Annotated in this window: 20 protein-coding genes and 1 pseudogene; 14 read left to right on the top strand and 7 right to left on the bottom strand. The window is 46.4% G+C overall.

Going from position 1 to position 15696, the window contains the following annotated elements:
* The 3 genes and pseudogenes from ACWPAB_RS14235 to ACWPAB_RS14225 form a co-directional block, all read left to right on the top strand.
* Positions 1 to 197: pseudogene (locus ACWPAB_RS14235) on the top strand (ABC transporter permease); the annotation flags it as partial.
* Positions 198 to 201: 4 nt separating this feature from the next.
* Positions 202 to 1200: an ABC transporter substrate-binding protein gene (locus ACWPAB_RS14230; protein ID WP_003586479.1), complete on the top strand. Its 999-nt coding sequence runs from the start codon at positions 202 to 204 to the stop codon at positions 1198 to 1200.
* The gene (locus ACWPAB_RS14225; RefSeq protein WP_003568695.1) at positions 1200 to 1931 is read left to right on the top strand and encodes an ABC transporter ATP-binding protein; all 732 of its coding nucleotides are present in this window, start codon (positions 1200 to 1202) and stop codon (positions 1929 to 1931) included. The genes ACWPAB_RS14230 and ACWPAB_RS14225 overlap by 1 nt, the downstream gene beginning before the upstream one ends.
* Positions 1932 to 2108: 177 nt before the next feature.
* On the opposite strand, the gene ACWPAB_RS14220 is transcribed toward ACWPAB_RS14225, so the two are convergent.
* From ACWPAB_RS14220 to ACWPAB_RS14210, 3 genes are all read right to left on the bottom strand, one after another.
* Positions 2109 to 2465 carry a hypothetical protein gene (locus ACWPAB_RS14220; RefSeq protein ID WP_003577360.1) on the bottom strand — a complete coding sequence of 119 codons (357 nt, stop codon included), beginning with the start codon at positions 2463 to 2465 and terminating at the stop codon, positions 2109 to 2111.
* A gap of 141 nt (positions 2466 to 2606) precedes the next feature.
* Complete coding sequence (locus ACWPAB_RS14215; protein ID WP_003573038.1) at positions 2607 to 2930, bottom strand: DsrE family protein; 324 nt, start codon at positions 2928 to 2930, stop codon at positions 2607 to 2609.
* 139 nt (positions 2931 to 3069) lie between these two features.
* On the bottom strand, positions 3070 to 4527 hold the full coding sequence (locus ACWPAB_RS14210) for an NCS2 family permease (protein ID WP_003562776.1): 1458 nt from the start codon (positions 4525 to 4527) through the stop codon (positions 3070 to 3072).
* Positions 4528 to 4721: 194 nt separating this feature from the next.
* Between ACWPAB_RS14210 and ACWPAB_RS14205 the strand changes: the two genes are divergently transcribed.
* Together ACWPAB_RS14205 and ACWPAB_RS14200 are read left to right on the top strand one after the other, a co-directional pair.
* A complete protein-coding gene (locus ACWPAB_RS14205; protein ID WP_003577358.1) occupies positions 4722 to 5072 on the top strand; it encodes a YisL family protein in 351 nt (116 codons plus the stop codon).
* Positions 5073 to 5245: 173 nt separating this feature from the next.
* Positions 5246 to 5608, top strand: coding sequence for a DUF1304 domain-containing protein (locus ACWPAB_RS14200; RefSeq protein ID WP_003562772.1), 363 nt, complete (start codon positions 5246 to 5248; stop codon positions 5606 to 5608).
* A 124-nt stretch (positions 5609 to 5732) separates the two neighbouring features.
* Here ACWPAB_RS14200 and ACWPAB_RS14195 read toward each other — a convergent pair whose 3' ends face one another.
* Positions 5733 to 6665 carry a quinone oxidoreductase family protein gene (locus ACWPAB_RS14195; protein WP_016382110.1) on the bottom strand — a complete coding sequence of 311 codons (933 nt, stop codon included), beginning with the start codon at positions 6663 to 6665 and terminating at the stop codon, positions 5733 to 5735.
* Positions 6666 to 6773: 108 nt separating this feature from the next.
* Here ACWPAB_RS14195 and ACWPAB_RS14190 point away from each other — a divergent pair, with 108 nt between their 5' ends.
* Positions 6774 to 7280, top strand: coding sequence for a MarR family winged helix-turn-helix transcriptional regulator (locus ACWPAB_RS14190; protein ID WP_003577356.1), 507 nt, complete (start codon positions 6774 to 6776; stop codon positions 7278 to 7280).
* 161 nt (positions 7281 to 7441) lie between these two features.
* Positions 7442 to 7738 (top strand): hypothetical protein, encoded by a 297-nt coding sequence (locus tag ACWPAB_RS14185; RefSeq protein ID WP_003577355.1) that lies wholly within the window; start codon positions 7442 to 7444, stop codon positions 7736 to 7738.
* Between the two features lie 82 nt (positions 7739 to 7820).
* Here ACWPAB_RS14185 and ACWPAB_RS14180 read toward each other — a convergent pair whose 3' ends face one another.
* Both ACWPAB_RS14180 and ACWPAB_RS14175 read right to left on the bottom strand, forming a co-directional pair.
* Positions 7821 to 8822 carry a D-2-hydroxyisocaproate dehydrogenase gene (locus ACWPAB_RS14180; protein WP_003577354.1) on the bottom strand — a complete coding sequence of 334 codons (1002 nt, stop codon included), beginning with the start codon at positions 8820 to 8822 and terminating at the stop codon, positions 7821 to 7823.
* 66 nt (positions 8823 to 8888) lie between these two features.
* Positions 8889 to 9380, bottom strand: a complete 492-nt coding sequence (locus ACWPAB_RS14175; protein WP_003577352.1) for a methylated-DNA--[protein]-cysteine S-methyltransferase — start codon at positions 9378 to 9380, stop codon at positions 8889 to 8891.
* Positions 9381 to 9553: 173 nt separating this feature from the next.
* Here ACWPAB_RS14175 and ACWPAB_RS14170 point away from each other — a divergent pair, with 173 nt between their 5' ends.
* Complete coding sequence (locus ACWPAB_RS14170) at positions 9554 to 10627, top strand: D-alanine--D-alanine ligase family protein (RefSeq protein ID WP_003562759.1); 1074 nt, start codon at positions 9554 to 9556, stop codon at positions 10625 to 10627.
* 153 nt (positions 10628 to 10780) lie between these two features.
* On the opposite strand, the gene ACWPAB_RS14165 is transcribed toward ACWPAB_RS14170, so the two are convergent.
* Positions 10781 to 11032 (bottom strand): hypothetical protein, encoded by a 252-nt coding sequence (locus tag ACWPAB_RS14165; RefSeq protein WP_003573020.1) that lies wholly within the window; start codon positions 11030 to 11032, stop codon positions 10781 to 10783.
* 221 nt (positions 11033 to 11253) lie between these two features.
* Here ACWPAB_RS14165 and ACWPAB_RS14160 point away from each other — a divergent pair, with 221 nt between their 5' ends.
* From ACWPAB_RS14160 to ACWPAB_RS14135, 6 genes are all read left to right on the top strand, one after another.
* Positions 11254 to 12330: a S66 family peptidase gene (locus ACWPAB_RS14160; protein WP_003573018.1), complete on the top strand. Its 1077-nt coding sequence runs from the start codon at positions 11254 to 11256 to the stop codon at positions 12328 to 12330.
* A 217-nt stretch (positions 12331 to 12547) separates the two neighbouring features.
* Positions 12548 to 13528: a phosphatase PAP2 family protein gene (locus ACWPAB_RS14155; RefSeq protein WP_003577350.1), complete on the top strand. Its 981-nt coding sequence runs from the start codon at positions 12548 to 12550 to the stop codon at positions 13526 to 13528.
* A gap of 188 nt (positions 13529 to 13716) precedes the next feature.
* The gene (locus ACWPAB_RS14150; RefSeq protein WP_003577349.1) at positions 13717 to 14001 is read left to right on the top strand and encodes a DUF2089 family protein; all 285 of its coding nucleotides are present in this window, start codon (positions 13717 to 13719) and stop codon (positions 13999 to 14001) included.
* Positions 13994 to 14272 (top strand): hypothetical protein, encoded by a 279-nt coding sequence (locus ACWPAB_RS14145; RefSeq protein WP_016382111.1) that lies wholly within the window; start codon positions 13994 to 13996, stop codon positions 14270 to 14272. The genes ACWPAB_RS14150 and ACWPAB_RS14145 overlap by 8 nt, the downstream gene beginning before the upstream one ends.
* Positions 14273 to 14279: 7 nt before the next feature.
* Positions 14280 to 14495, top strand: a complete 216-nt coding sequence (locus ACWPAB_RS14140; protein WP_013245354.1) for a hypothetical protein — start codon at positions 14280 to 14282, stop codon at positions 14493 to 14495.
* A gap of 501 nt (positions 14496 to 14996) precedes the next feature.
* The coding region (locus ACWPAB_RS14135) for an FAD-binding oxidoreductase (protein ID WP_016382112.1) at positions 14997 to 15696 on the top strand (700 nt) is incomplete at its 3' end.

Raw genomic sequence — 15696 nt, 5'->3', positions numbered from 1 at the left:
CGTATACAACTATTGTATCTGCAGAAATGATCGCTTCAACCAGCGGTATTGGTTGGATGGTAATTGACGCTTCTCACTATCTCAAAACTGATGTCATGATTGTAGATATTGTTGTCATGGGAATTACCGGTATGTTGTTAGACTGGTTTCTAAAGCAATTTAGTCATCACTTTATTCAATGGCAAGGAAGAGGGTAATCCATTGTTAACAAAATATTTTAAGCCCTTACAGGCGCTATTATTTCTGTGTTGTTGTCTTGTTCTCACAGGATGCTCTTCATCCAACACAAAGCCAACAACCATTAAGATTGGTGTCTTGAGGGTCCCTAATGACGTTGCTGTAGCACAAGAACGCAAAATGCTTCAAGCTAAATGTCGGCATTATGGGATGAAGGTCCAGTTTATCACATTTGATTCTGGTGTAGATGCCAATAAAGCTCTGTTATCCAATTCTGTTCAGCTTGCGACTATGGGCCATACTAATGCTGTAGTTGCCATGGCTGCAAGGATTCCAGTCAAATTGGTCTGGATTAACGACATTATTGGTAGTAACGAGGCGTTGACCGTGCGTCGAAAAGCACATATTACTAATTGGGATAGTTTCAAAGGTAAAAGTATCGCAACACCTTTTGCCTCAACGTCTCACTATAGCCTAATGATGTTATTGAAACATCATCATTTGACCGGTAAAGTTCGAGTTTTAGATATGCAAACTCCCGAAATTGTTGCTGCATGGCAACGGGGTGACATTGATGGTGCATATACATGGGAGCCAAGCCTCTCAGCATTAACCGATGGCAAAGTTATGATCAACAGTCGTTCAATGGCGCAACGTGGGTATCTTACAGCCAATGTAACACTGGCCACGAATTCATTCATAAATGCGCATCCGAATATACTTCGAACAATTCTCTCTTGCCTCAATAAAGTTCATCTTCAATTTGAAAATGATCCACAAGAGTTATATCTCGATGCAGCAAAAAGTCTTAGTATGCCTACAAGTGTGATCAAAAAACAAATTGGAACTTCTCAATGGCTTAACACCCATCAACAAGAAGCCTTCATATCCCACACTTTTAGAACCCAGTTTTTTAACACTGCTCAATTCATGTGGCAACAGCAAACCTTGTCACGTCCAATTAGCCGGAAGGACTGTGCTCAATTTGTCACAGTTCGCTTTCTTAATTCTGGAGGTCAATGATGACACTACTTGACATAAATCATGTGGACTACTGTTACAACGAAGGAACGTCACCTACTATTCATAACATTAGTCTAACTGTCTGTCCGAATTCAACAACTGTCATTATAGGTCCTTCAGGCATTGGCAAGACCACATTATTAAACTTGATCGCCGGTTATCTAAAACCCAGTCAAGGAACTTTAACCATGAACGGCAAATCAATAACAGGGCCATCTTGGAAGCGCGGCGTTGTTTTTCAAACAATGGCTCTTTATCCTTGGTTAAATGTCCGTGATAACATTTTGTTTGGTCCAAAAATGCGTCATCAATCTTCAGACGATTTTACCATGCTATTAGAAAAAGCTGGATTAACTCATTATGTTAATCGCCCAATTTATACACTCTCAGGTGGTCTGAAACAACGCGTTGCCCTTGTTCGCGCGTTCATCAACCATCCTCCGTTACTCATGTTAGATGAATCGTTTGGAGCTCTAGATAACCATACACGGGCAGAGATGCATACACTATTGTTTGATCTCTGGCGTGCTACTCAAAATGCTATGATTATCATCACTCATGATATTGATGAGGCGCTTTTTCTTGGTCAACAAATTGTCGTTATTAATGGCCATCCTGGTACGATCAAAGCTGAGTATAAGAATTCTTTTTTCCAACAGCCTGTCAGCCAAGCCTATGCAGAGCCTACTTATTTGAAATTTCGAAATCGTTTGCTTAAAAATATCTGTTAAAATTACGTCACTTAGATTCCGCATGAAATAAAACGAATTTCTATTCAACTCAAAGAGGACCACGAGGGACAAGATTTGGCTCTAGTGGTCCTCTTTATATTTTGAAAATTTGTTGTTTTTTGGTTTCCAGCCTTGTTAAAAAAAGACAGCAGGACAACAAATTGCTAACTTTCGGAGTCAATTATCAGGTGTTTGCGTCACTTCATCAACCAGTATTTCGTTCCCATACTTATCAAGCGCTGGCACTTGATTACCATCCTTATCATAGATAATCGTAAATCCGCCTTTGCTCGACACCGTACTTGAATCTAAAGGTCCCCCTGCTTCGCTCTCACTAATCGCATTCTTTGTTGGTTGTTTTGATTCGGCCTGGGATGTTGATTCCCGAGCGTCTTTATCACGTGAAGTTGTTGTATCCTTCTTTTCCTGCGAGGTTTGTATATTTGTTTGTTTCGACAGTGCTGGAATAGTAACAAGTATTCCCACGCAAAAAAATACCGTGAGAATGATGCCTACTGCAGTACCCTTCTTCATAGTAGAGTTCCTCCTTGTTTATATAAAAGCATAAATTTTTTATAGGGTTAGTATCCGACCCGGTCAATGAGCGGTTTTCTAATCAATAATATCTGTTCATCAATTCACTGGGTCTTTTTTACTACATTCATTTTCGTTCTATCAAGGCTTAATATACCCATACCCTGCCGCCTCAGCTTGTGCCAGTTTAACAACCCCGACCGGCACCACTGGTACGCCAGCCGGTAATTTTGTTTCGTCCAAGTGACGTTGCTGTAGGGAATTGTGGCAGGCAAAAAAGTGAACCTGAGGATGCGCAGCGATGAAGGCGGCTACCTTTTGGTCAAAAAAGACGGTGATGCCATCACCATTCACCAGCACTTCGATGTCTGCGTCTGGCTCCGCCGCCAGATAGTTGTCAAGATTGGACGCCAAGTGTGGCCAGCGTTCAGTTGTATCTAAATGAAAAATTGTTTTTAGTGTCATCTTGTCTCACCTCAGCTTGAGGATACCACGAGTCGCCCATCAAAAAGAAGCTGAAACAGATTGCCGCCTGCGCGTTTGGTTACAGCGCAGTGGCAGTGTCTGTTTCAGCTTCTTTTAAAAGACAGCCGTTAGTTGTGTGTTACAGCGATGCCAGAATCACGAAGTTCAGAATGAACCCGATTGTGACAATTGCCAAAACTGGGTGGATTTCCTTAACCTTGCCGGTGATCAGCTTGATCAGGCAATAGAAAATGAAGCCTGCCGCGATCCCGTATGAGATGTTGTAGACAAAGCCCATGACGATGGATGCCATGAAGGCCGGAACGGCTTGGGAAAGATCTTCCCATTCGATTTCCTTGAAGGTGCTCATCATCATGATCCCGACCAAGATCAAGGCAGGTGCCAAAGCTTGGGTCGGTACAATGGCGATGAATGGCGCAAAGACTGAGCTGAGCAGGAACATGCCGGCAACGACAACCGAAGTCAGCCCAGTTCGGCCACCAGCACCGATGCCGGCAGCACTTTCAACATAGGTCGTGACGTTACTGGTACCGAAGATGGAGCCAACACCTGTCGCAATTGAATCTGCAAACAGGGCGCGATCCATTTTAGACGAGAAGCCTGAACCTTGTTCCAGAGCACGTTCGTCAGCATCCGAGAAAATCCCGGTGCGCCGGCCTGTGCCGATGAAGGTTCCCAATGTGTCGAAAATGTCGGAGAAACTGAAAGCAAAAATGGTCATGATTGACAGGGCAATTTTGTCTGGGCTGGTAAATAACGATCCCATCCCCTTAGCGGAAAAAGCGGCGCCAAAGGTTGTCTGCAATGATGCAAAAGTGCTGCTAAAGGAATTTGCAGCGCTCAGATGCAAGTTGGTCACGCCCATTGGAATCCCAATGATGGTCGTCAGCAGAATCCCGATCAGAATTGCGCCGGGAACTTTTTTGACGTTCAGAATAACCATGATGATCAAACCAATCAGGGCCAGCAAAGCGCCGGCTTGGGTGAAGTTAACCAGTGCCGGCACAATGCCACCGTTGGAAACAACCGATTCAACTCCATGTTTGAGCGTCAGTGCGCCCGCCTTCAACGGTTGGCCGTTGATGGTGTTAATGCTGGAAGCTTCAGAAGTAAATTGTAAGAAGCCGGCGTTCTTGATCCCAATGTAAGCCACGAAGACCCCGATCCCACCGCCAATCGCATGCTGGATGGTTTCTGGAATCGCGACAATGATTAATTTCCGAATTTTGGTGACAGTGATTAAAATGTTGATCACGCCACAAATGAAGACCAGCGCCAAGGCTTCTTGCCAACTGAATCCCAGCGCGAAAACAACCGTATAAGTGAAGAAAGCATTGAGTCCCATGCCTGGTGCCAACGCGTACGGCACATTAGCGAAAAGACCCATGACCAGCGTTCCGACTGCACTGGCAATGATCGTTGCCAAGAAAACGGCCTGTGCCGGCATCCCTGTCTGTGATAGGACTTGGGGATTAACGAATAAAATATATGACATTGCAAAAAATGTGGTTAGACCTGCCATGACCTCGGTCATTGGCGTGGTCTTATTGTCTTTCAAATGAAAAAAGTTTTCCATGACACGCTCCCCTAAACTGTGAATATGAAAAGTGTACCCGAGACTGACGACAGTTGCAATAGAAAATACGTTTATTTTTCTTTTTTTTATGATTAATGTTCGTGTTTTCCCTAATTTCAAACACGCTCGTCAGGCTTTTCGGAAAGCGGTATGATGAGACTACAACATTCGTTTACAGAAAGAAGGTCATTTTTATGTGGCTCTGGATGCATCTTGTTTCATGGGCAGTTCTAATCATTGCAGCGGGGATCGCTCTTTTTAGCAAGACTCGCCAGTTTATGTTATGGACGATGATCACCCGCGTTTGTTATCTTGTTTCCATTGTGAGCGGCATTGTCTTGATGCGCTTTGCTTTTGCGCGCAATCCGTTGTTGACGGTGGTTAAAATTCTAATCGCCATTGGCCTCATCGGCTTAATCGAGATCGCCTTCGCTGGCAAAAAGGACCATCGCCTGAGCAAACCGATTGTGTGGAGCACCCTTGCAGCGTTAGTATTGGTGACAGTCGCTGGATTTGCCTTAGCCCAATTCCGACCGTTCATCTAATCACAGAGCGTGAGCTGACCCGGTTAGAAACCGGAGCATAAGCGGCCTCCAACATAAATGGCCGGGCTTTGGTCATTTATGTTGAAGGTCCTTATGTGCAGGTTTCTGTGCCTGCGAACGCGTTTAGAAAAACCGGGAACCAGTTTCGTTTAGAAAGAAACGGAGGTGACACCGTGTCACTTATCAGCACTTTACTTGTCGGCTTGCTCGGTTTATTGCATTTGACGATCATGGCTTTGGAAATGTTCGGCAAACCAGAAAGTCAGGCCGAAAACTTCAGCATGCCGCTTGCTTTTGTTAAACAACCCAATGCTCAAATTGCATTGAAAAATCAAGGCATCTATAACGGTGCTCTCGCTGTTGTCATGTTGCTCAGCCTAATACTGCTGCACGGCACTGATCAATTGATTACCTTGCGGCTGTTAACCGGCTTTGTCACCGTCGTGGGTCTATACGGCGGCGCGACCGTTAGCAAAAAGATCTACTTTGTGCAAGCAATTCCCGGTGCCCTTACCTGCCTGACCTTATTCTTTTAACTGATTCGTTAAGTCACTGTGCAATGTGCATCCTGAACGCTTCACTTAATGCGTTTTTCGGAATCATGAAAACCACGATCATGACAAAAGGCGTTCTCACAAACGAGAACGCCTTTTGCATGGGCTAAGGTTGGAACACGAGTCGAGCCGCACCGCGATCTTGCCAGTGATCATGCACCTGACTGAGTGGCAGGACAGTTGTCGGTGTCACAAACTTTCCGGCGGCTAAAGCCGTGAATAAAGCGGGCAATTCCCGTTGATAGTCAGCCAATGTCAGACTGCCTTGGCCACTGCCGACCAACGTTAATCCGGTACTGCGCAAAGCAGCGGCCGGCAAGGACAATGTTGGCCCAGCGGCACCACCAATCTCAATCCAAATCAACTTGGCAGCATGATCACGCCGCGCTTTTAGCAGTGTCATCATCACGGTTGCGCTGGGTGCGCCCCATAGAAAATCAAGCACAATGTCGGCTGGCGGTAAAGCCGCCAAGGCAGCAGTGTCACCAAGCTGCACTGTCGTATCAGCACCAAGATCGCTTAAGGCCGCCAACTTGTCACGATTTCGACCAACCCCCGCCACATGTGCAGCGCCCATTGTTTTAGCAATTTGAACAGCGGCAGTTCCGGCCGCCCCCGTTGCACCCAGAACAAGAACCCGCTTGCCAACAACCTGCCCAGCTTTGACGCGCAAGGCCATCCAGCCTGCCATTGCCGGATTCACACTCGCGGCAATTTGCGCAGGATCAGCATCTTCCGGCAGTGGAAACATTAGCTGTTGCTGCGTCACTGTTTGCTCAGCTAAAGCGCCGAATTTTGGATCGCGTGTTAGAAAATAAACCAGTTGCCCATCACTGGTGCGACCAACGCCATCGAGTCCGGGAATAAATGGGAGCTCAGGGGTTTGGGTATAATGGGACCCATCCGCCTGCGAACGAACACGTTGATTCACACTGCTGGCCAAAACTGTGATCAATACCTGCTTAGGCGCTGGCTTCGGTGCTGGAAAATCCCCATAAATGAGGGCTTGGTCTAAATGAGTTACAATTGCTGCTTTCAAAGGACCACCTAGTTTCTTGAAATTTAATTACCTGTAATATATTCTAGAGTGTAGCCCCACAATCTTCTGTTGTCAAAATATATTACCTGTAATTAAAAGGAGGCACTTATGGCCGCTGATTTCACCCAATTACAACAAGCCATTCGCTTGCTCAATGCCCATACTCGAGCTGCTGATGAGCAAGCGTGGCAAGTGCTTTTTGATCGTTGGCTGGCAACTTTATCCTCTGAAACTCGCCGGCAAATGCAAACAGTTCGGTTTAATCATGCCCAATTGACGTTACTCACAACGCTGGATCAAAGCAGTCGCAAACAACTGCGCAATCAGGATTTAACCGCTGCTGTTCCGTTCTCACAAGGCCTAGTCTCACGCTATGTTGCTCGCCTTGTTCAATTAAACTTGCTGACAAAATTATCCTTGCCCGACAATCGCAAGGCCTACATTGTTGCACTAACTCCGCTTGGTCAACAAGTCGCTGCCTTACATCAGCAAATGCATCATCACACAAATGCTCAACTCGCCTCTGTACTTCATACCCTTGATCCACAAGATGTTCAAACTACCATTCAGGTACTCACAAAACTGACGGCTCAGCCTTTACATCCCAAGTCTTAGTCCCACTCGCGATACGCTCGCCATAACGCGCTCGCCAGCGCTGAAACCTGCGTGTAAGGACCTTCGTTGCAATGACCAAAGAACGGTCATCACGCCCAAGGCCACTTACACTTCGGTTCCACCCGCGCTGGCTCACGCTCACTTTAAAGGAGGAATTTACGATGGTTCTCATTTCGATCCTGCTCGATCTTATCGCTCTTGGCGGGTACTTTCTGGTCACTGCCAGTACAACGCAACCGGTTTTTTGGTTGCTCACGATTGTTGAGAGCATCATTGTCGTTATTCTGGTAGGCTTTTTCTTCTCTTACCGTGGCAAACGCCGTTCACGCTTTTATGATCCTGACATAGGCGCCAGACCGTACACCATTCGTTTTTCAATCATTGCCGTCTCCTTGTTCGTCAATGGCGCTGCCTTGTTTGTTTATATCATGGCAATTCGTGGCAATTCGATTTTTTAAGCAAGCAATCCCAATATTAAAAAACGTGCTCTGCCATTAACGTATTCGTCAATAGGCAGGGCACGTTTTGCTATTCAGTTGACTACTTTGCTGGACCAGTAACTTCCGTGCTGGTTTCGCCTTTGGTCAAGAAATCAACGAGATGTTGTAGTGAGAAGTAAACCATATTATGCACAGCCGTCTCGGTGTAGTAGGCAATGTGCGGGCTGAGGACAACATTTGGCATCCCCAACAGCTCATCCCACAACGGATCCTTGAAGCTGCCGTGCTTGGCGAGATTCAACAAGTCCTCGGTTTCGTATTCATAGGTGTCAATCCCGACACCGGCCAACTTGCCAGACTTAAGATTGCTGAGCATGGCTTGCGTGTCAATCAGATTTGGCCGAGCCGTGTTGATCACAATCGCACCCGGTTTCATCAAATTAAATGCCGCTTCATTGATAATGTGGGTATTTTGTTCAATCCCAGGAACATGAAGATCAATGACATCACTTTGCTTAAAGAGGTCTTCAAGGCTGACATAGTCAAAATCTGGGTGATCGCCCTTCATTGGATAAGGATCGTAAGCAATCACTTTGGCGCCAAAGCCTTTGAACAGTTTGATAGCAACCTGTCCAATATGACCGGTGCCCATCACGCCAACGGTTTGCTGACCGAGTTCCTTACCGATGAAGGTGCCCGCTTTTTCATAATCGCCCGCCTGTAGTTGCGCCTGTACTTTACCCATATTACGTAGCAAGTACAAAGTATCGGTCAAAGCAAATTCAGCAATCGCTGCTGGCGAATAAGCCGGTACATTGCTCAAACGAATGCCGTATTGCTTCATGGCAGTCATATCAATGTTATCCGTACCCACATTCCGAATCGTCAAGAACTTGATACCATACGCGTGCATTTTTTCAAAAACGCCGGCTGCATATGGCGTTGTCTGCAATGAATTGATGCCATCAAACCCTTTAGCCCATTCAACGGTGTTTTCATCGAGAAATTCTGTATGGTATTCAAGTGTGTTGCCTGTATCCTTGGCCCATTGCTTGAAATATTGAATCTCGTCAACGCGTGCACCGTAAGCAATAATCTTCATGTGTTAAACTTCCTTTCCAATTTGTCCACTCACCAGTATACAAGATGCCTCTGTGAAAAAGCATCTTTAAAAAATTGGCCGCTGCCCTTGTTCAAGTGCCAACAAGTCGCGCTTCATTGGCAAACCGCCACGAAAGCCACCCAAACCACCATCTTTGCGCAGGACGCGATGACAAGGCACAGCGATCATAACGGGATTCTTCCCGACCGCAGAGCCGACTGCTTGGAAGGCGTGCGGATGACCGACTGCGGCTGCCACCTGTGCGTACGTTCGGGTCTCTCCATAAGGAATCGTTTGCAGATACTGCCAGACGGCTTCTTGCAACGGTGTCCCATGGTAAGTCACCGGTATTGTGATGGTTTGCTCCTTGCCAGTAAGATAATCATCAATGGCGTTTTTAAACGGCAACATCTCTTCTTGATTAAATTCAAGTGAACCGCTGACATAATCAGCCGCCTCGCTAAGCGGCGCATCCGGTGACCCGACGAAGGCCAGTTTCCCTTGATCGGCCACGATAAAATAGGCGTGATTGGGCATTGCTAACCGTGTGTATTGCATTCTTTGACTCCTTATCTGCGCTGTTTGGAGAAAGCGCGTTCACAACCATGGCAGAGGGTTTAAAAGCCTTCTTAATATTACACCATTTTTTAGCATCTTTATCGCCGATGAGCCCAGATTGTGCTAAACTGAGGTTTCTATCAAACTCGGATAATACGCGGAGGTACTATCACATGAAAATTGTCGTTTTAGCAGGCGGCCGGAGCACGGAGCGCAATGTGTCCATTTCTAGCGGCTACCGGATCACGAACGCCTTGCGGCAAAAAGGGCAGCAGGCCACCTTTATTGACCTGTTTCTTGGCTACGACCTCGAAGGGAAGACGGTCGAACAGGTTTTTGATGACGCCAACACCAGCAAGGATCTGAACATTTCAGATGCGATTCTGACTGATGAAGACATCAATAAGTTACGACCAGATGGCAGCACCCAGCTATTTGGTCCCAATGTTATGGCGATCTGCAAAGCAGCGGACATTGTTTTCCTCGCTTTGCATGGTGGCGATGGCGAAAACGGTAAGGTTCAGGCTGTGTTTGACATCAACGGGGTCAAGTATACTGGCTCTGGCCCGCTGGCTTCAGGCATCACCATGAACAAGGTTTTCAGTAAGGAAGTCATGTTGTATCATGGCATTCAGACTTCAGGATTCAAGGAATTCAAGCGCGATCAAGGGCCAAAACAAACGGTCCCGTTTGATTTTCCAGTTGTTGTCAAGCCAACATCCGGCGGTTCCAGCGTTGGGACACATATTATTCATAATCAGGAAGAACTCGAAAGTGGTCTTGAAGATGTTTTCCGCTTCGACAACAGTGCCATTGTTGAAGAGTTCACCCCAGGTCGCGAATTCTCGTTAGGCGTTGTCAATGGCCACGCTTACTCGGCCATTGAAATCAAGGTGCGTTCTGGTTGGTATGATTTCAAGCATAAATTCCAAGCCGGCTACACCGACTTCATCACCCCGCCAAAGGATCTCGATGAAGATGTCCATCAGGCTATGAAAGATGTTGCCGTCCAAACGATGGATGTTCTGGGCCTGCAAAATTACGGCCGAATCGACTTCTTCGCCAACGAAAAAGGTGTTTGGGTCATTGAAGCCAACAACCTGCCGGGGATGACACCACTGTCACTGTTGCCGCAAGAAGCCGAAGCAGACGGTGTTGACTACGGCGATTTGGTGATGGATATTGTCAACGGCAAGCTCAAGCTCTACGCTGACGGCATGACCGAGGCTGGACTCTTAACGAAGTAAGCCACAACGGCCAAAATATATCTTCATTTTGCTCAAAGTAACCATAAAAAGTCGCTATCTGAAATCAACGTGATGCCGTTGACGATTCAGATAGCGACTTTTTCTTTGAGTACGAGCAGAATTCTGCAACTGGGAGCGCGTATCGCCTACAGTTCACAACCACCGTGGCGACTGCGGAAATTCAATTGTATCCCCGACTTTGACAGGTGCCGTGACGAGCAACCCGAGACACGGGACTTCGTCAGTATGGTGCGGATGTTGCCGCTTCTCAATCGCACAGACTTTACCTGTTGTCGTGCCATTAAGGCGGATCGGATCGCCCGGCTGAATGCGTTCAACCGGAGGCGCAATCGTGATCACTGTGCCACGCCCAGTAATCGTGGCAGTCGCTTGGATGGTATACATATCGCTTTCCCCCTGATACTGTGTCTTGTTAAAAATCGCACAGTTTAATTAACCAACACTTCCTGATAGGTCTTCTATTCGATCGTAACAGGTTGCCAGCCGGAAAAACAAGCAACCGGTTTACGGTTAGAACGACGATGGTGTCATCTCTTTGCCCGCTTGCGTTTCCTGCATGTTCAATAGATAATTAATGCATTGTATGAGAAAGCAGGGAGATCTTTATGATAAAACCGCAAGCATTACAGCCACATGATCAAGTTGCCATTGTCAGCCTCAGCGCCGGAACACTAGGTGAAAGCTTTGCAGCCCATCAGCTTCAACTTGGGACTGAGCGATTGAAAGCCATGAAGCTGGAACCGCGCTTTATGCCAAACGCCTTACGCGGCCAAGCCTATCTCAAAGCCCATCCAGAAGCACGCGCAGCAGATTTAAAAGCCGCTTTCCTTGACCCGAGCATCAAAGGTATCATCTGTGCCATCGGCGGCGATGATACTTACCGAATCATCCCTTACCTGCTAGATGATCCGGCTTTCACGCAAGCAGTCGCTGATCATCCCAAACTGTTCACTGGTTTTTCCGACACGACCATTGACCATCTCATGTTTTATCAATTAGGCATGACTAGCTTTTATGGGCCTAATTTTTTAAATGATCTAGCTGAATTAGACACGCACATGTTGCCGTACACCGCCGCCAGTTTTCAGCATTATTTCAAAAATCCGGCGACAACGGCGATTAGTTCCAGCCCGACTTGGTACGACGAACGCACGGACTTTTCAGAAAGTCAGTTAGGGGTACCACGAAAATCACACAAAGAACAGCATGGCTACCTTGCGCTGCGGGGTCAAGGCCGGGTCACTGGCACCTTACTTGGTGGCTGTCTCGATAGTCTCCACGACTTAATCTACCCGGTTCGCTATCAGGACGAACCAGAAGTGGCCAAAAAGTACCAGCTCTTCCCGCAAGACTGGACCAACAAGATCCTTTTCATTGAAACATCAGAAGACAAAATAACCCCCGTAACTTACCGCACCTATTTAGAACATCTTGATGAACATGGCGTTCTTGCACAAGTGAAGGCGATTCTCGTTGGCAAGCCCCAAAATGAAACTTACTTTGACGTTTACCAGCAGGTGCTGCTTGATGTCACCCAACCATACAAGACGCCGATTCTGTACAACCTGAATTTTGGCCACGCCTATCCGCGAACCGTCCTGCCATACGGCCTGCAAACGACGGTCGATTTCGATCAGCGTCAAGTTACGGTAGATGAACCTTATTTTGCTGATAAGTTGTAAACTTCGTATCGACCACTTAAATGTTGCGTACAGGTACCGTAAATCCCGACCTTTTCTGTAAACTATGTGCTATTTTCAAAGAGCGAGAGCAGGAGCGCTGAGAAATTGAAGTGTCAGTGGCCTTGAAGTGAAAGGAAAGTCTCTTTTGGTCCCTTTGCTTCAAGGTCCTTACACGGAAGTTTCTGCGACTGCGAACGCGTCTAAGGAGGGAAAGGCTATGGACCAAACGCAAAAATTGAATGCTCCGATTCGCAAACATATTTTCTTGATCGTTGCTGGTGTACTGCTTTTATTGTTAGCTGCCGCTGCTGGTTTTGACTGGCAAATCTCGCAAACCATCGGTGATATGAACGACCCATTCGCCACTTTGTTCCAAGACGTTGGGCTGTGGACCGCACCGTTGATCATCATGCTCAGTTGCAACATTGTTTGTCATTATGCCATTCGTTCACAACAGCTGGCGTGGTATACCCGCACCTTAATGGTGATCGGTAGTGTCATCTACGCTGGTTGGGAACTTTGGGCCGGCTACCTCAAGTATGCCATGACCATGGTGATCACCTCGCTGAATGATATCAACGCTGGCAAGCCAATGGGCATGGCTAACTCTGACGGCAGCAAGCTAACACTGCCGGGTGCCACCAGTATCATTTTGTTCCTCATCCTCTACCTCGTCGTGTTCATCGGCAGTCAGTACTGGCTCGCCCAAAAAACCGATGAGCAGCTTCATTACTTATTGAAAATGGCTGTTGTCGCCACCTTGGTCTGCCTGCTATCTGACCAAATCGTCAATGCCATGAAAACTTTCTGGGGCCGCTTCCGTCCTTATGAATTAAACGGCAATCCGACCCACTTCACAAGCTGGTTCCAGCCAAACGGCGCCAATGGTCACATGAGCTTCCCATCTGGTCATACCCAAACCGCCGCGACCTTGCTAACTTTGACATGGTTCGTCGATCGTGACAAGCCAAAACGCCAGCGGCTGGTCTTCTGGCTCACCTTCGCTTACGGCGCCGTCATGGCCTACACCCGCGTGCGCATCCTCGCCCATTTCACCGGTGATGTCACCATGAGTCTGATCCTCACATGGTCGCTCATTCTGATCCTAGCCGCGGTTGTACAACAACCATTAGTCGATTGGGAAGCCCTAACCGCCCGCTCGTCAGCGAAAAACTTAAACACAGAACCAATCTCCTGAAACGCAACTTACCAACACCGCTTATATCAAAATGCTAATTTATTTCGCCACAGCCGCTTGTGAAGATGGGCTGTGGTTTTTTGTTGTGGCATATGAGTAACAGTCCGTTCCCAAGCTGTTTATTGGAACCCCCGGCTTTCATTTTGTTAAAATTATATCAACAAAGTTAAAGTCGGGGGCGGTTGGTCGTGACATTGAATCCAATTTTGTTGCTAGATGAGGACGATCAGGAGTTTGTCAGACAATTCGTTTTATCTTCCGGTTCACTCAAGAAGCTTTCTGAAAAGTACTCGGTCTCTTACCCAACCATCCGGCTGCGTTTGGATCGCGTCATTCGCAAGCTAAAAGCGGCCGAATTGGATCAGAAAAACAAGTTTCAGGTTAGCATCATGCAGATGGTCATTGACGACAAACTCGATTTAGCCTTGGCCCAAGAAATCATTCAAAAATACAAGGAGACTACCAATGATTGAAACACTGATCATCGTCATTTCTCTTCAAACCTTTTTTGGCTACATTGAAAATAAACTGCTAGGTGCCATTCTGCCAATCGCGGTTATTGTGGCCGACATCTACTTTTTAGCAAACGGTTTGCTTCAACTCTCTTTTAGAGATATTGCTATGCCCATCATTGGTCTTTTGACTTTGATTAGCCTGTGGGAAGGCGGACGGCAATCAAAATTAAGTAAGCAAAAGCGGGAGATGCAGAAAATGAAGGCTCAGGATAGTAAGCGTCAGGATTAATGCGCTTGTGTTTGCCTTGATACATTTATCTATGCTTCTGACAACCTTCTTAGCAGCCAAGAAGGTTGTTCTTGTCCGTCAGATCCGCCTTTCACCACCAACATTTGTACCAAATGAAGACAAAAAAATGGCGAGCCGCTTCGACCTTCTGAACGCTTACGCGCCGATCGTTACGAACTCACCGTGGTTTGGCACCGTCATGGAGTATAGCACGGAAGCTTGAGGTATGACAAGCAAAGAAATTGAAACTGTTATCATTGTCTTTGCCGCCTCTTATTGGCAACATACCCAGCAGCTATCGCGATGACGATGCAAATGATAAGTACAATTTTCATGGCATTCTATCCCTTCTGGTTAGTATACCAGAACAAATTTCTTTGATCCTTACTTGGCGATCTGTCTGTGCTTAGCCTGATCTTTCTACTGTAAGCATCGTTCTCATCGCGGTTCAAGGTGTTGGTCTTCATATGCTACTGATAAACAAACATCAAGATTTTTTGTGAAGTCCACGTTCACGCTAGGGTAAGAGTTTTTATGTTTTTGAAGTCTTCATGTCTCTTCCTTTCACTTCTCGTCAAAAAGTATACTAGAATGAGAATGTTTAGCAGCAGAGCCTAATAAAGGCGTTTTCTAACATAGACGACTGTCGCTGATGATGAATCATTTTTTAGCATCTGTAAGAGCAATTTTTACCAACCATGAAAAAATTTTTAGGAGGAATTTGATGAATAACGATGTTAACGCCACGTGGCCTAAGTTACCAGTAGCACTAAAGAAGATCGCAATTGATCCCACTTCTGATGACTATGAACTTATGTGTTCAAACTATTTTGTCACCGGTCGTCCAAAGCTAATCTTAAGGGCAACGACAGAGCGTGATGTCATTGCTAGCATTCAATACGTCAAAAAAATTAGAGAAAGTGTTAGCCACAGTATTCCGTTTTCATTTCGTAGCGGCGGTCATGGCATTTCAATGGCTTCGGTGAATGATGACGGTATCATTTTAGATATTTCACAGTTAAATAGCGTTACTGTCACTGACGCGGAACAGGGATTGGTTCAGATTCAAGCAGGCGCAGTCTGGGGAGATGTTGCCGAGGCTTTACGTCCGTTTAATTTAATCATCTCAAGTGGTGATTTTGGTGATACAGGTGTTGGTGGACTCGCCACAGGTGGTGGCATTGGCTTACTCGTTCGTCGTCTAGGGTTGACAATCGATCATATTGTCAGCGCTAGACTAGTAACCGCTGATGGTGAGATCCGTGTGACTGATCATCAAAAGTATCCTGATCTTTTTTGGGGTATTCGAGGTGGAAATTCACAGTTAGGAATGGTTACAGCGTTCACTTTTAAAGCAAGTAAGTTGGTTGAAGAGAAATCCGATATTTCGCTACCATTTACTGTACAAACCATTGAATCCCAAA

Source organism: Lacticaseibacillus sp. 30 (assembly GCF_053819265.1).
The sequence above is the reverse complement of the archived record's forward strand: the minus strand, read 5'-3'. Positions and strand labels throughout refer to the sequence as shown.

Excerpts from the sequence above, each read along its gene's own strand:
- ACWPAB_RS14225 (WP_003568695.1), top strand. The coding sequence starts at position 1,200 with ATGACACTACTTGACATAAATCATGTGGACTACTGTTACAACGAAGGA.
- ACWPAB_RS14220 (WP_003577360.1), bottom strand. The coding sequence starts at position 2,465 with ATGAAGAAGGGTACTGCAGTAGGCATCATTCTCACGGTATTTTTTTGC.
- ACWPAB_RS14215 (WP_003573038.1), bottom strand. The coding sequence starts at position 2,930 with ATGACACTAAAAACAATTTTTCATTTAGATACAACTGAACGCTGGCCA.
- ACWPAB_RS14210 (WP_003562776.1), bottom strand. The coding sequence starts at position 4,527 with ATGGAAAACTTTTTTCATTTGAAAGACAATAAGACCACGCCAATGACC.
- ACWPAB_RS14205 (WP_003577358.1), top strand. The coding sequence starts at position 4,722 with ATGTGGCTCTGGATGCATCTTGTTTCATGGGCAGTTCTAATCATTGCA.
- ACWPAB_RS14190 (WP_003577356.1), top strand. The coding sequence starts at position 6,774 with ATGGCCGCTGATTTCACCCAATTACAACAAGCCATTCGCTTGCTCAAT.
- ACWPAB_RS14185 (WP_003577355.1), top strand. The coding sequence starts at position 7,442 with ATGGTTCTCATTTCGATCCTGCTCGATCTTATCGCTCTTGGCGGGTAC.
- ACWPAB_RS14180 (WP_003577354.1), bottom strand. The coding sequence starts at position 8,822 with ATGAAGATTATTGCTTACGGTGCACGCGTTGACGAGATTCAATATTTC.
- ACWPAB_RS14175 (WP_003577352.1), bottom strand. The coding sequence starts at position 9,380 with ATGCAATACACACGGTTAGCAATGCCCAATCACGCCTATTTTATCGTG.
- ACWPAB_RS14170 (WP_003562759.1), top strand. The coding sequence starts at position 9,554 with ATGAAAATTGTCGTTTTAGCAGGCGGCCGGAGCACGGAGCGCAATGTG.
- ACWPAB_RS14165 (WP_003573020.1), bottom strand. The coding sequence starts at position 11,032 with ATGTATACCATCCAAGCGACTGCCACGATTACTGGGCGTGGCACAGTG.
- ACWPAB_RS14160 (WP_003573018.1), top strand. The coding sequence starts at position 11,254 with ATGATAAAACCGCAAGCATTACAGCCACATGATCAAGTTGCCATTGTC.
- ACWPAB_RS14155 (WP_003577350.1), top strand. The coding sequence starts at position 12,548 with ATGGACCAAACGCAAAAATTGAATGCTCCGATTCGCAAACATATTTTC.
- ACWPAB_RS14145 (WP_016382111.1), top strand. The coding sequence starts at position 13,994 with ATGATTGAAACACTGATCATCGTCATTTCTCTTCAAACCTTTTTTGGC.